The following is a 14,819-nucleotide window of genomic DNA, read 5'->3' on the forward strand; positions in this document are numbered from 1 at the left end:
TTGGCGTATGACGCGTCCTTGGATTCGGAAATACCTGGCTGACGGCCGGTCAGGCGGGCCCCGCGTGGCTGTCGAGCAGGGCCATGAATGCCCTGGCCGCGTTCGATAGCGTACGCTCCGTGTGCAAAATGTAGCCTAGCTGGCGCGACAGCTGTATGCCGGGCAAAGCGATGGGTGCAACCTGTTCGTCGAGCATGGTGCGCGGCAGCACGCTCCAGGCCAGGCCGATCGACACCATCATCTTGATGGTTTCCAGGTAGTTGGTGCTCATGGCGATGTTCGGCGTGAGGCCCTGGCTTTCGAACAGGCGCTGGACGATGTGGTGGGTAAAGGTGTTGCCGCCGGGGAAAACCGCCGGGTGGCGGGCCACATCGGCCAGGCCGACCGCATTGTTGGCCAGCGGGTGCTCGGGGGCGGCGACAAAATCCAGGGCGTCGTCCCACACGGGCACCGCCTTGACCAGGTGATGCGGCTCGGGCGCCAGGGTGATCACGGCTATTTCGGCGCGGCCATGCAGAATCTCGTCGTAGGCCTGTTCTGAATCGAGAAACTGAATATCCAGCGCCACGGCCGGGTACTGGCGGGTGAACGCCCGTAATAGCGGGGGCAGGCGGTGCAGGCCGATGTGGTGGCTGGTGGCCAGGGTGAGGCGACCGCTCACTTCCCCCGACAAATTGGTCAGCGCACGTCGGGTATCATCAAGGACGTTGAGGATCTGGTAGGCCCGGGGCAGCAGGGCGCGTCCGGCCTCGGTCAGGGTCACCTCGCGGCCCAGGCGGTCGAACAGGCGCACATCCAGCTGCTGCTCCAGGCCGGCGATGCGCTTGCTGATGGCGGGTTGGGTCAGGAACAGGCGTTCAGCCGCCCCGGAGAAGCTGCCGGTTTCGGCAATGGCGATGAAGGCGCTGAGGTTGGCCAGGTCCAAGGGTTGCATTCCTCTTGGTTATCCAAAGGATAAAAATTATGAATTTGAGTTATTCAATCTAACCCCATAGCATCGTCCGTACAAGCCAAGGGGTCTTTGGCATAGAAAGACGCTGATGAGGAACAGTCTGATGGCTGGCAAAACGCTCTACGACAAACTCTGGGAAGCCCATGAGGTCAAGCGCCGTGATGACGGCTCGTCCTTGATCTACATCGACCGCCACATCATTCACGAAGTGACGTCGCCCCAGGCCTTCGAAGGCCTGCGCCTGGCCAACCGCAAACCGTGGCGCATCGATACCAACATCGCCACGCCCGATCACAACGTGCCGACCACGCCAGAGCGCAAGGGCGGTATCGAGGCCATCGTCGACCAGGTGTCGCGCCTGCAGGTGCAGACCCTCGACGAAAACTGTGACGAATACGGCATCGTCGAATTCAAGATGAACGACGAGCGCCAGGGCATCGTTCACGTCATCAGCCCGGAGCAGGGTGCCACCTTGCCCGGCATGACCGTGGTTTGCGGCGACTCGCACACCTCCACCCACGGCGCCTTCGGTGCCCTGGCCCATGGCATCGGCACCTCCGAGGTCGAGCACGTGCTCGCCACCCAGTGCCTGGTCGCCAAGAAGATGAAGAACATGCTGGTGCGCGTGGAAGGCCAATTGCCGGCCGGCGTAACCGCCAAGGATATCGTGCTGGCCGTGATCGGCAAGATCGGCACCGCCGGTGGCAACGGCCACGCCATGGAGTTCGCGGGCAGCGCCATTCGCGAGTTGTCGATGGAAGGCCGCATGACCATCTGCAACATGTCCATCGAAGCCGGTGCCCGTGTGGGCCTGGTGGCGACCGACGCCACCACCGTTGCCTATGTCGAAGGCCGCCCGTACGCGCCGAAGGGCGAGCAATGGAAGCAGGCAGTCGAATCGTGGAAAGACCTGGTGTCGGATGACGACGCCGTGTTCGACACCGTGGTCGAGCTGGATGCCAGCCAGATCAAGCCGCAAGTCAGCTGGGGCACCTCGCCCGAGATGGTGTTGGCCGTAGACCAGCGCGTACCGGACCCGGCTGCCGAAGCCGACCTGGTCAAGCGTGGTTCGATCGAACGTGCCTTGAAGTACATGGGCCTGACCGCCAACCAGGCGATCACCGACATCCAGCTGGACCGCGTGTTCATCGGCTCGTGCACCAACTCGCGTATCGAAGACCTGCGTGCCGCAGCGGAGATCGCCAAGGGCCGCAAGGTGGCCGCGACCGTCAAGCAAGCCATCGTCGTGCCGGGCTCGGGCCTGGTCAAGGCACAGGCCGAGCGTGAAGGCCTGGACAAGATCTTCCTCGAAGCCGGTTTCGAATGGCGTGAACCAGGCTGCTCGATGTGCCTGGCGATGAACCCGGACCGCCTGGAGAGCGGCGAGCACTGCGCGTCCACCTCCAACCGCAACTTCGAAGGCCGTCAGGGTGCCGGTGGCCGTACCCACCTGGTCAGCCCGGCCATGGCCGCCGCTGCTGCGGTAGCCGGCCACTTCATCGATGTCCGCGAGTTGATCCAAGGGAGCGCAGCATGAAAGCCTTTACCCAGCACACTGGCCTCGTCGCGCCGTTGGACCGTGCCAACGTCGACACCGACCAGATCATCCCCAAGCAGTTTTTGAAGTCGATCAAGCGCACCGGCTTTGGCCCTAACCTGTTCGACGAATGGCGTTACCTGGACGTGGGCCAGCCCTACCAGGACAACAGCAAGCGCCCGGTGAACCAGGAATTCGTGCTCAACCACGAACGCTACCAGGGTGCCAGCGTGCTGCTGGCGCGGGAGAACTTCGGTTGCGGCTCCAGCCGTGAGCACGCCCCTTGGGCGCTGGACGAGTACGGTTTCCGCAGCATCATCGCGCCGAGCTTTGCCGACATCTTCTTCAACAACAGCTTCAAGAACGGCTTGCTGCCGATCATCCTCAGCGATGAAGAAGTGGACGAGTTGTTCAAGCAGGTCGAAGCCAACCCGGGCTACCAGTTGACCATCGACCTGCAAGCGCAGGCGGTGACCCGCCCGGACGGCAAGGTGCTGCACTTCGAGATCGATGCGTTCCGCAAGCACTGCCTGCTCAACGGCCTGGACGACATCGGCCTGACCCTGCAGGACAGCGATGCGATCAAGGCCTTCGAAGGCAAGCACCGCGCCGGGCAGCCTTGGCTGTTCCGGGATGCCTGATTGATATAGCCGGCATTTGCAGTGGCTGTGCCGGCCTCTTCGCGGGTTCACCCGCGAAAGGGCCGGCAAAGGCAACAAAAATCTAAAGGATCGAGACATGACCAGCACCCAACACACCGATGTGGTCCAACGCCAGTTCGGCGAACAGGCCAGCGCCTACCTCAGCAGCGCCGTGCACGCCCAGGGCAGTGAATTCGCCCTGCTGCAGGCCGAGCTGGCGGGGCAGGGCAATGCCCGCGTGCTGGACCTGGGCTGTGGTGCCGGTCATGTCAGTTTCCACGTTGCCCCGCTGGTGAGCGAAGTGGTCGCCTACGACCTGTCGCAATCCATGCTCGACGTGGTCGCCAGTGCCGCCGCCGAGCGCGGCCTGGCCAATATCACCACCGAGCGCGGTGCCGCCGAACGCCTGCCGTTCGCCGATGCCTCGTTCGAATTCGTCTTCAGCCGCTACTCGGCCCACCACTGGAGCGACTTGGGCCTGGCCCTGCGCGAAGTGCGCCGGGTGCTCAAGCCGGGTGGTGTGGCGGCGTTCATCGACGTGATGTCGCCGGGCAGCCCGCTGCTCGACACCTACCTGCAAACGGTCGAGGTGCTGCGCGACACTAGCCATGTGCGCGACTACTCCGCCGCCGAATGGCAGCGCCAGGTCAGCGAGGCTGGCCTGCATGTGCGCAGTCACACCCGCCAGCCCTTGCGCCTGGAGTTCGGCAGCTGGGTGGAGCGCATGCGCACCCCCGAGCCAATGCGCGTGGCCATCCGCCAATTGCAGCAAGCCATGGGCGAAGAAGTACGGCAGTATTACCAGATCGAGGCCGATGGCTCGTTCAGCACCGATGTGCTGGTGCTGTGGGCCGAGCGTTAAGCACTTTTCGGTGGGGCCCGTTTGGCCGCACCGCGTGAATGGATAGAGGAAAGCATGAGCAAGCAGATTCTGATTCTCCCAGGTGACGGTATCGGCCCGGAAATCATGGCCGAAGCGGTCAAGGTGCTGGAGCTGGCCAGCGACAAGTTCCAGCTCGGCTTCAGCCTGGAGCACGACGTGATCGGTGGCGCCGCCATCGACAAGCACGGCGTGCCGCTGGCCGACGAAACCCTGGAGCGTGCGCGCAAGGCTGATGCCGTGCTGCTGGGCGCCGTGGGCGGGCCGAAGTGGGATAAGATCGAGCGCGACATCCGCCCGGAGCGCGGCTTGCTGAAAATCCGTTCGCAGTTGGGCCTGTTCGCCAACCTGCGCCCGGCCATCCTCTACCCGCAACTGGCCGATGCCTCGTCGCTGAAGCCGGAAATCGTCTCGGGCCTGGACATCCTCATCGTCCGTGAGCTGACCGGCGGCATCTACTTCGGTGCCCCGCGTGGCCAGCGCGAGCTGGAAGGTGGCGAGCGCCAGGCCTACGACACCCTGCCGTACAGCGAAAGCGAAGTGCGCCGCATTGCCCGTGTCGGCTTCGACATGGCCCGCGTGCGTGGCAAGAAGCTGTGCTCGGTAGACAAAGCCAACGTACTGGCTTCCAGCCAGCTGTGGCGTGAAGTGGTCGAAGACGTGGCCAAGGACTACCCGGATGTGGAACTGAGCCACATGTACGTCGACAACGCCGCCATGCAGCTGGTGCGTGCACCCAAGCAGTTCGACGTGATGGTGACCGACAACATGTTCGGTGACATTCTGTCGGATGAAGCTTCCATGCTCACCGGTTCCATCGGCATGCTGCCTTCGGCGTCGCTGGATGCCGACAACAAGGGCATGTACGAGCCGTGCCACGGCTCGGCACCGGACATCGCAGGCCAGGGCATTGCCAACCCGCTGGCGACCATCCTGTCGGTGTCGATGATGCTGCGTTACAGCTTCAATCAGTCGGCTGCCGCCGAAGCGATCGAGAAGGCCGTGAGCCTGGTGCTGGACCAGGGCCTGCGCACCGGCGACATCTATTCGCAAGGCTGCCGCAAAGTTGGTACGCAGGAAATGGGCGACGCAGTAGTCGCAGCGCTGCGGAATCTGTAATCTCTCTGGCCCGCCACCCAAAATTCCCGGTGGCGGCCCACTTTTAGCAAAGGTGTAGTTGCGATGAAACGTGTAGGTCTGATCGGTTGGCGCGGTATGGTCGGTTCCGTGCTCATGCAGCGGATGCTGGAGGAGCAGGACTTCGACCTTATCGAGCCGGTGTTCTTCACTACCTCCAATGTTGGCGGCCAGGGCCCGAACGTGGGCAAGGATACAGCGCCGCTCAAGGACGCTTATTCGATTGAAGAACTCAAGACCCTCGACGTGATCCTGACCTGCCAGGGCGGCGACTACACCAACGAGGTCTTCCCCAAGCTGCGTGAAGCCGGCTGGCAGGGTTACTGGATCGACGCCGCTTCGTCCCTGCGCATGCAGGATGACGCGGTCATCATCCTCGACCCGGTCAACCGCAAGGTCATCGACCAGCAGCTGGACGCGGGCACCAAGAACTACATCGGCGGCAACTGCACCGTCAGCCTGATGCTGATGGGCCTGGGCGGCCTGTTCGAAGCCGGCCTGGTGGAATGGATGAGCGCCATGACCTACCAGGCAGCCTCGGGTGCCGGCGCGCAGAACATGCGCGAGCTGATCAAGCAGATGGGTGCTACCCACGCCGCCGTGGCCGATGACCTGGCCAACCCGGCCAGCGCCATCCTCGATATCGACCGCAAGGTTGCCGAGACCATGCGCGGTGATGCATTCCCGACCGAGAACTTCGGTGTGCCACTGGCGGGCAGCCTGATCCCGTGGATCGACAAGGAACTGCCGAACGGCCAGAGCCGCGAAGAGTGGAAGGCCCAGGCCGAAACCAACAAGATCCTCGGTCGCTTCAAGAGCCCGATCCCGGTCGACGGCATCTGCGTGCGCATCGGCGCCATGCGCTGCCACAGCCAGGCGCTGACCATCAAGCTGAACAAGGACGTGCCGCTGGCCGATATCGAAGGCATGATCAGCCAGCACAACCCTTGGGTGAAGCTGGTGCCGAACCAGCGTGAAATCAGCATGCAGGAACTGACCCCGACAAAGGTCACCGGCACCCTGAACATCCCGGTTGGCCGCCTGCGCAAGCTGAACATGGGTTCGCAGTACCTGGGCGCGTTCACCGTGGGTGACCAGCTGCTGTGGGGCGCGGCAGAACCGCTGCGCCGCATGCTGCGGATCCTGCTGGAGCGTTGATCGCTCTGCTGTAACCGAAAACCCGTGCTGGCGACAGCGCGGGTTTTTTTATTGGTATCACTACGAATCAGCCTTTTTGTAACAGCGCCAGGAACAGTGGCAAATTGCCTAGATTAACGAGAAATATTCTCATTATAATCGGGCTCCCCAGTTTGCCTGAGCATAGGAAAGTGCTGACGTGCTGGAACAACTCTTCAACGAACACGCCTCCGCCTTGCACCGCTACCTGCTGCGCAAGAACTGCACGCCAACCCTGGCGTCGGACATCGTCCAGGAAACCTTCCTGCGGCTGGCGCAGATGGACGGGGTAGAGCGGCTGCTCGCCACCCCGGCCTACCTGTTCCGCGTTGCCCACAACCTGATGATCGACCATCATCGGCGTTATGGCAGCAAGCGCTACGAGGCCGAGCCGGCCAGTATCTTTGACGGCCTGATCGATGAAGCCAGTTCGCCAGAAGACCAGGCCTTGGGGGCTCTGGAGCTTGAGCGCCTGCACGCAACCCTGGAGCTGCTGCCCGAGCGCACCCGCGACGTGTTCCTGCTGTGTCGGGTGGAGGGCATGACGCACAAAGAGGCCGCCCAGTATTTACGGATTTCCACCAGCTCTGTACAAAAACACCTGGCCAGTGCGCTGGCCAGGATCGGCCGAGGGCTTGAACCTGACCAGTAGACCAGGCGCAAGCGCTGACCTGGCCGGGCTACCAGAAAAACACCAACAGGCAGCAACACCGTACCGTGAACCCCTCAGAACCTGTTGACCCGATCGAGCGCAAAGCCGCCGATTGGGTCATGAAACACCGTCAAGGTCGCCTCGGCCCCGCCGAGCAAGCGGCCTATCGGCGTTGGCTCGAAGCCGACCCCCGGCACGCTGCCGTCGCCCAGCGCCTCGACCGCGCCTGGCAGGCCAGTGCGGTGCTGCGTCAGGGGTATGTGCGGCCGCCACGACCGGCCCGTGCTGCTGGGCCGTTGGGTTGGCTACAGGCTGCATGGCAACGGCCGTGGGCCAGTGGTGGTGCGCTCAGCGGGTTGGCCATGGCCTGTTGGCTGTGGCTGGCGCCGCCGTTCTGGGTGCAGGGCCTCGGCGCCGACTACCAGACCGGCTATGGCGAGGTACGCCATGTCACGCTGAATGACGGCAGCCAGGTCGAGCTTGGCAGCCGCAGCATTCTCAGCATCGCCTATGACGGGCAACGACGGACTGTGCACCTGAAACGCGGCGAGGCGGTGTTCAGCCCGTCACCGGTAGGTGAGGCGGAGCCACGGCCATTCTCGGTCAGCACGCCAGGCGCAACCGTGACTGCGCGCGGGACCCGCTACCTGGTCGCGGTCGATCAGGACGAACGCTCCGGCTGGGTGGGCGTGCTGCAGCACAGTGTCGAGATCAACCTGATATCCCATGGGCTGAACGATGTATCGGCTTCTGCCGTGTTGCAGGAAGGCGACAGCCTGTACTTTGGCCCGCATGCCGGGCTGAAGCCACTCGAGCAATCCCCTGAGGAATTGGCCAGCTGGCAGGAGGGCAGGGTAGTGCTGCGCCAGAAAACCCTGGCTCAGGCGGCCGAGCAGTTGGGCCGTTATCGCGCGGGCCTGACGGTGGTGCGCGGCGAAGCGCTGCGGCGCTTGCCGGTGAGTGCCGTGGCACGGATCGACCATGTCGATGACGCCCTCAGGCAACTGGCCAGCCAGGCGCACGCCCGGGTACTGGAGCTTCCAGGTGTACTGCTGATTTACTGATCTAAAAAATCCATTTAATAGATCATATCGCTCTACTGTGTTTTCCAGCTTCGCACGTTACTGAATGCAAATAACTCTTATTTGTCTTTAGCTAGGGTGCTTGGAAACGATGTCAAAGGGAGCTTCAGGGCGTTTCGCCCCTCAACGTGGCAAGCTGAGCCTGGGAATTCAGCTGGCACTGTTGGCCTGCTGCGGTGCCACGGCGGCGCTGCCTGCCATGGCCGCCACCGACTCGGCTGCCGCCGCGCGCAGCCAGCCAGGCCAGTACCATCAGTTCGATGTGAAGGGCGGGGCGCTTGAAGATGCCATGTTGCAGCTGGCGCGCCAGGCGGGCGCCGAGCTGTACCTGACCGGCGATGCCTTCAACGGCCTGTACGCCAACCCGGTGCAAGGCCGTTACTCCCTGGAAGGTGCGCTGCAACAATTGCTGAGCGGCCTGCCGGTCAGCTTCAGCCTGAGCGGCGGGCCCGACCGCCCGGTGATCCACCTGCAATCGGCTACCAGCGCCGGCACCGATGACCTGCACCCAACGTACGTATACGGCCAGCGTGATGGCCGTTCGCGGGACGAGAAGGGCTACAGCGACATCTACGACCAGGACATTTCCACCGTTTACGCCGGCAAGGAGCAGATCGAGCGCTACAAGGGCGCCGCCCCTGCCGACGTGTTCAAGGGCATGCTCAACGTCTACAGCGGCGACGCCCGCAACAGCGGTGCACTGGACCCGAACGTACGCGGCATTCAGGGCCCGGGCCGGGTGCCGCTGACCATCGACGGTACCGAGCAGGCGCTGACCGTGTATCGCGGCTACATGGGGGCCAACAACCGCAACTACATAGACCCCAACCTGATCGGTTCGATCAAGGTCATCAAGGGGCCGAACCTGGAGCGCAACGTCTACAGCGGCGTAGGTGGTGCGGTGGTAGCCAATACGCTGAGCGTTGATGACATCCTCAAGGAAGGCGAGGAATTCGGTGGCGAGTTCAAGATCGAGGGCAGCAACAATTCGGTATCACCGAAACTGCCCACCTTGTTGACCGGGCAGATGCCCAGCGCGGATTACCAGTACATCCCGATCAACTCCTACTACGACCCGTCGCTGTACAAACACCCGCGCACCAGTAGCAGCAACGACCTGCTGTCGAGCGACGACAAGGCTTACCGGCTGGCGCTGGGGACGCGTCAGGAGCATTTCGACCTGATGGGTGCATATGCCTATCGGGAAAAGGGCAACCATTACGCGGGCAAGAAAAAGAGCAGTTACTACTCCAGTGGCGAACTGGTGGACGGCAAGTGGGACTACGTGCCCAACCTGGCGCGTATCTATAAACCGGGCGACGAAGTGCCCAACAGCTCCAGCAAGATGGAATCGTGGCTGGCCAAGGCTACCTGGAAGATCGACGAAGGCCAGAGCCTGGAGTTCGGCTACCGCGCCACCGACTCGTTGTATGGCGAAATCCTGCCTTCGCGCATTTCATTCTTCACGCCGGGTAGCACCTACGATGCGGCGAACTACGGTGTACCGCAATGGCCGCTGAGCCATGTGGACAGCAAGGCCTATAACGTCGAGTACAAGCTCAACCCCGAAGATAACCGCTGGGTCGATTTCTACTCGAACCTGTGGATGACCCGGACTGTCAGCGATACCTACAGTTCGGGAGGTGTACCCAACGAAACCACGGCGCAGAATCGCGAGTTTCGTAATACCGCGTTGGCCAATGCCAAGCATGACCGTGCCGGCCTGACCGTCAGCAACAAATTAAAGTTGCTGGACAGCCTCGACCTGACGCTGGGTGGCAGCTATCAGCATGAAAAACTGAGTTCGGGTGACACTATGTTCGATCCGAGCGCGTTCGGGGCAACGCGGCTTTTTCCAAGGGCAGGGCGACGCGAGGAGCAGGAGTACAACTTCAACTTTGACTGGCAGCCGGTTTCCTTTGCGCGCTTTACAGCAGGTGGGCGTTACTCCTCGTATTGGTCCTACGATGATTTTCTCAAAGGCCAGCAAGGTGAGACGGGGGTAACTACCCAGAATGTCCAGAGTGGCAAGCGGGTCGGGTACACCACGCGCAAGACATTGTCACAGGAAGAGTGGCGTGCAGCCGTGGACGAAAAGATTCAGAACATGCAGCTGTTTTGGGACATTTTCGGCGCCACTGAAGCTGAGCGGCAGGCTGATATCGAGTCATTTGAAAATTCGACTCCATACGAAATGGATACGGAGCAAAGCCAACACTGGGCCCATGACGGCAAAGGGAAGTATCAGCGCAGCAACAACCCATGTATCGCAGCGGCCGCGGCGGGCGAGAATGTAGTGCAGTGCTTCCACGAAACCTATGATGGCTCAGCAAACATCGTCGACAGTGAAGGTAATCTGGTCAACCAAACGGTCGACACATCGGTAAAGCATCGCAGGGACCAAGGCTGGGTGCCCAACCTTTCCGCCACGTTCTACACCTCGGAAAACGGTCGATTCTATTTGCGGTATAGCGAGGCAATCCGTTATCCGAGCATGTTCGAAAGCACCGTTGGGTTCTCTGCGTCATTGACGCCCTGGGACCTGGAGCCGGAGCACGCGCATAACTATGAAGTGGCATATATCCATAATTTGAGCGGTTGGCTGGGCAGCGAGCAGGCCGACGTCAAGCTTACCTATTATCACAATACGACCGATAACGTCATCGAACGTAGTCCACAGTTGGTGTTCTCCAATGTTGAAAAACAGACGACATCGGGGATCGAGTTGCAAGGGCGTTATGACAACGGTGGCTTCTTCACTGATGTCAGCGTTGCCCACGTCTTGAAAAACAAAGTGTGTGATGAGAGCTCGGCAATGTTGCTGGACCCCTCGGGTCGTACACCCAACTGCGTCGATGACGGCTTCCTCGGCGGTTATCTGGTGGGCATGGCAATGCCGGAGTGGTCGGCCAACCTGGGTGTGGGTGCGCGGTTCTTGGATCGGCGTCTGGAAGTCGGTGGGCGGGTTATCTACTACAAGGGGCACGATAGCAAGTTCCACAGTAACTACGCCGGTAATCCCATGGTTTCGTACTATCTGAATACGCCCTTGTCCTGGGATGACATTGTTACGTATGACGCTTATGTCAATTACAAGCTGACCGATGAGGTAAGTGTCGAATTGGTGGGTACCAACCTGAGTAATCTCTATTACCTGGATCCCCTGACGCGTTCAGCAATGCCCGCGCCAGGTCGTACATTGAAAATTGGTCTGACTGCAAACTTTTGAGGTGAATTGACTATGGGTGGATGAAGGGTGTCGATGTTCAGGTGTGCTTGTGTGTTGGAAACTATTAACTTATCAAAGGATTATGAAATGAAAGTGTTGAACGTTTCTCTGCTTGCCGTTGCCCTGCTGGGTCTTGCTGGTGTCGCGCAGGCTGACAGTGCTTCCGGGCAAAGCTACACGGGTTCTATCGTGGTTGCCGGCTCGGATGGCAGCACCCCGAACCACGCCAGCCAGGCAGGTGCCCCTTCTGTCGGCGTACTTGCCTTCTATGGTGGTGCGAAAGTTGGTTTTAGTGGCCTGAAGGGCATGGTTCCGGCCGATGCCAATGGTGTAACCACCATCACCCCGGCGATGATGCCGGCTTCGCACGCTGCCTTGGGCAACTTCGATTTCAAGCAGGTTTCGAATCAGCAGGTGTATTTCGGTGAGTGGTCGCAAAATGGCACCACCAATGATCCGACCCGTGTCGTTTATTACTCTGGCGACAATACCGGCCGCGTATTGCCAACTACCAATGTCACCTATGCCGTTCAGGGCATCAGCAACTACTCCGGTGCCAACCTGTTGTCGGGGGATCTGACCGCTACCTTTGGTGCTGCTGCTCCGACCCTCTCGGGTGACCTGGCCAACGGTGCGCTGAAAGTCCGGCTGGCAGCCAATATCGACAAGTCAACGGCGGCCTTCTCGGGTGCCGCTCGTGCGCTTAATCCGACCACCAATGCCCAGCTTGCAACCGGTACTACCCAAGGTAGCTTCTTCGGTGCTGGCGCTGCCGCTTCCCTGGCCGGTATCGCCAAGTTCGACAACCGCAACTACGACACTGCCTTCGGTGGCGTGAAGAAGTAAGCCGACCCGCTTGATGCTGGTCAGTCAAGTGCAAGCGGGGTTGCCACGCAGCCCTGCTTGCAGCTATTTCAAGGCACCCCGAGAGCCGAGCAATGCCCCAGCCTTCACGCCTGCATTACCTGTTGCTGCTTTACCTCCCGCTTGCTTTCCCCTCAATTACCCAGGCTGACCAAGACACCAACCTGCGCTTGAACCAGAGCATCGAATACCGCGCCAACCGCCAGGAGCGTGAACTGCTCAAGGACGAAATCGCCGGCACCACGCTGGTCATTGATGGCCAGACCTACCGGGTAGAGAACAACCTCGACGACCTGGGTCGCGCCCTGTATGTGTCGGTGCAGCGTCAGCAATGGGCCGACGTCGCTGCATTCCGCGCCCGCTACGTTGCACTGCCGGGCCACGACCCGATGCTGCTGGCCTACGCCGACGGCGCACTGGCCCGCTCCCGTGGCGACCTGGACCAGGCCGAGGCGCACTACCGCCAGTTGCTGGCGCTACAGGGCGACTTCCTGCCCGGCCAGCTGGAACTGGCCCGGGTATTGTTCGAAAACCGCAAGGACCGCGAATCTACCGACGCCTTCCGCCAGATCAGCCAAAGCCTGGGCCCGGCCGATGCGCGCAATCAGGGCCTGGCCAACACCGTCGACAGCTTCATCGAGGCGCTGGACCACCGCGAAAGCTGGCAAGGCTCGCTGGCCGTCGGCCCGACTTGGAACGACAACCTCAACCAGTCCTCGGAAAGCACCACCCACTACCGCCTGGAAACCAGCGACGGGGTGTATCTGGTCGAGCGCAAGATGCCCAAGGCCGTATCGGCACAGGGCATTGATTACGAAGCCACCTTGAACAAGCGCGTTGCGCTGTCCGGCCACCATGGTGTGTTCGGGCGGGCGCTGGCCTATGGGCAGGCCTACGATAAAGAATCGAAGTACAACGAAGACACCTTCATCGGCAACGCCGGCTACAGCTATCAGGACGGGCGCAACCAGTACAGCCTGGGCCCGCAGTTCGAATACAACCGCATTGGCAGCGACCCGATGTACTCGGCCTGGGGCCTGCGCGGTGAATGGATGCACAACCTCTCGGCCACGCGCATGCTCAAGCTGGAAGGCGAATACAAAGACATGGCCTACCGCCGCCAGGCCGCCGACACCTATGACGGCAGCGCCGCCTCCGTGTACGCCACCCTGTGGCAAGCCCTGCCACAGCAGTGGGTGCTGTTCGGCGGTTTCGACCTCACCGACCGCAACACCCGCGACACCACCGAAGCCTACTTCCAGAGGGGCCTGCGCCTGGGCGTCGCCAAGGACTTCGACATTGGCCTGAGCACCGTGCTGTTCGCGTCCTGGCGCACCCGCCAGTACAACGCCTACAGCGCCTTGCTCGATGACCGGCGCCATGAGGAAGAGCAGGGCTATACCTTTATCGTGCGCGCACCCGGCCTGGCCTTCCACGACCTGGTGCCCAGCCTTACCTTCAAATACAACAAGGTGAACAGCAACGTCGACTGGCTGTACAGCTGGGAACGCAACAGCGTCAGCCTCAAGCTGGAGAAGCAGTTCTGAAGGGCGGCACATCGGCGGCGTTGGCCTCGCCCGGGCAATGCGAGTAAAGTGCCGCTCCCGTTTCGCCAGAGGCAGCCTGCAACATGAACCCTACATTCGATATCGCCGTCGTCGGCGCCACCGGCAGCGTCGGTGAAACCCTGGTACAGGTGCTCGAAGAACTGGCGTTCCCGGTCGGCACCTTGCACCTGCTGGCCAGCATGGAGTCGGCGGGCAGCAGCGTGATGTTCGCCGGCAAGAAGCTCAAGGTGCGCGAGGTGGACAGCTTCGACTTCGCCCAGGTCAAGCTGGCCTTCTTCGCCACAGGTGCCGCAGTCAGCCGCAGCTTTGCCGGCAAGGCACTGCAAGCAGGCTGCACCGTCATTGACCTGTCCGGTGGCCTGGACGACGCCCTGGCCCTGGTACCCGAAGCCAATGCCGAACGCCTGGCTGGCCTGGCGCTGCCGGCACGCATTGTCAGTCCGTGCTCTGCCGCCGTTGCCGTGGCTGTCGCGCTGGCACCGCTCAAGGGCCTGCTGGACATCGCGCGGGTGCAGGTAATGGCATCGCTGGCGGTGTCTGCACAAGGCCGTGAGGCCGTCAGCGAGCTGGCCCGTCAAACGGCAGAGCTGCTCAATGCCCGGCCGCTGGAGCCGCGCTTCTTCGATCGCCAGGTGGCTTTCAACCTGCTGGCCCAGGTTGGCGCGGCTGACGAGCAGGGCCACACGGCGCTGGAGCGCCGCCTGGTCAACGAGTTGCGCGTGCTGCTGGGCATGCCTGAGCTGAAGATTTCCGTGAGCTGCGTTCAAGTCCCGGTGTTTTTCGGCGATAGCTTCAGTGTGGCCGTGCAGAGCCGTCGCCCGGTCGACCTTGAAGCGGTCAACCAGGCCCTGGAAGCAGCCGACAGCGTAGAGCTGGTGGAGCGTGATGATTATCCGACCCCGGTTGGTGACGCAGTAGGCCAAGACGTGGTCTATGTTGGTCGTGTACGTCACGGTGTTGATGAAGACCAGCAGCTCAATCTCTGGCTGACCACCGACAACGTGCGCAAAGGCGCCGCGCTCAATGCCGTGCAAGTGGCGCAATTGTTGATTAAACACATGCCGTAAAAGATACTGGCGAGCACTTTTGTCCTGCTCCGCA

General features: G+C 61.6%; 12 protein-coding genes. 11 read left to right on the top strand and 1 reads right to left on the bottom strand.

The features are described from left to right. Positions 1-49: 49 nt before the first annotated feature. On the bottom strand, positions 50-925 hold the full coding sequence (locus QQ992_RS07885) for a LysR family transcriptional regulator (protein WP_105945351.1): 876 nt from the start codon (positions 923-925) through the stop codon (positions 50-52). A gap of 130 nt (positions 926-1,055) precedes the next feature. Here QQ992_RS07885 and leuC point away from each other — a divergent pair, with 130 nt between their 5' ends. The 11 genes from leuC to QQ992_RS07940 all read left to right on the top strand — a co-directional run bounded on the left by leuC (position 1,056) and on the right by QQ992_RS07940 (position 14,785). Continuing rightward, positions 1,056-2,489 carry a 3-isopropylmalate dehydratase large subunit gene (gene leuC / locus QQ992_RS07890; protein WP_284357257.1) on the top strand — a complete coding sequence of 478 codons (1,434 nt, stop codon included), beginning with the start codon at positions 1,056-1,058 and terminating at the stop codon, positions 2,487-2,489. Further along, positions 2,486-3,130, top strand: a complete 645-nt coding sequence (gene leuD / locus QQ992_RS07895) for a 3-isopropylmalate dehydratase small subunit (RefSeq protein ID WP_104835291.1) — start codon at positions 2,486-2,488, stop codon at positions 3,128-3,130. Before leuC ends, leuD begins: the two co-directional genes overlap by 4 nt. 97 nt (positions 3,131-3,227) lie before the next feature. Then, positions 3,228-3,992 (top strand): class I SAM-dependent methyltransferase, encoded by a 765-nt coding sequence (locus tag QQ992_RS07900; RefSeq protein ID WP_019098754.1) that lies wholly within the window; start codon positions 3,228-3,230, stop codon positions 3,990-3,992. A 54-nt stretch (positions 3,993-4,046) separates the two neighbouring features. Next, positions 4,047-5,129, top strand: a complete 1,083-nt coding sequence (leuB, locus tag QQ992_RS07905; RefSeq protein ID WP_286112896.1) for a 3-isopropylmalate dehydrogenase — start codon at positions 4,047-4,049, stop codon at positions 5,127-5,129. A 63-nt stretch (positions 5,130-5,192) separates the two neighbouring features. Next, a complete protein-coding gene (gene asd, locus QQ992_RS07910; RefSeq protein ID WP_016715168.1) occupies positions 5,193-6,305 on the top strand; it encodes an aspartate-semialdehyde dehydrogenase in 1,113 nt (370 codons plus the stop codon). A 178-nt stretch (positions 6,306-6,483) separates the two neighbouring features. Then, positions 6,484-6,975, top strand: coding sequence for an RNA polymerase sigma factor (locus QQ992_RS07915; RefSeq protein WP_105945333.1), 492 nt, complete (start codon positions 6,484-6,486; stop codon positions 6,973-6,975). Positions 6,976-7,094: 119 nt separating this feature from the next. Then, entirely contained in the window at positions 7,095-8,039 is a 945-nt protein-coding gene (locus QQ992_RS07920) for a FecR family protein (RefSeq protein ID WP_433963105.1), read from the top strand. Between the two features lie 109 nt (positions 8,040-8,148). Further along, positions 8,149-11,286: a TonB-dependent receptor domain-containing protein gene (locus tag QQ992_RS07925; protein ID WP_286112899.1), complete on the top strand. Its 3,138-nt coding sequence runs from the start codon at positions 8,149-8,151 to the stop codon at positions 11,284-11,286. A gap of 51 nt (positions 11,287-11,337) precedes the next feature. Continuing rightward, a complete protein-coding gene (locus QQ992_RS07930) occupies positions 11,338-12,132 on the top strand; it encodes a Slam-dependent surface lipoprotein (RefSeq protein WP_286112900.1) in 795 nt (264 codons plus the stop codon). Positions 12,133-12,224: 92 nt separating this feature from the next. Continuing rightward, positions 12,225-13,697, top strand: a complete 1,473-nt coding sequence (locus QQ992_RS07935) for a surface lipoprotein assembly modifier (protein ID WP_286112901.1) — start codon at positions 12,225-12,227, stop codon at positions 13,695-13,697. Positions 13,698-13,780: 83 nt separating this feature from the next. After that, on the top strand, positions 13,781-14,785 hold the full coding sequence (locus QQ992_RS07940; RefSeq protein WP_286112903.1) for an aspartate-semialdehyde dehydrogenase: 1,005 nt from the start codon (positions 13,781-13,783) through the stop codon (positions 14,783-14,785). Positions 14,786-14,819 lie beyond the last annotated feature (34 nt).

The sequence above is a fragment of the Pseudomonas kurunegalensis genome (genome assembly GCF_030291635.1).
In the GTDB taxonomy this organism is placed as follows: domain Bacteria; phylum Pseudomonadota; class Gammaproteobacteria; order Pseudomonadales; family Pseudomonadaceae; genus Aquipseudomonas; species Aquipseudomonas monteilii.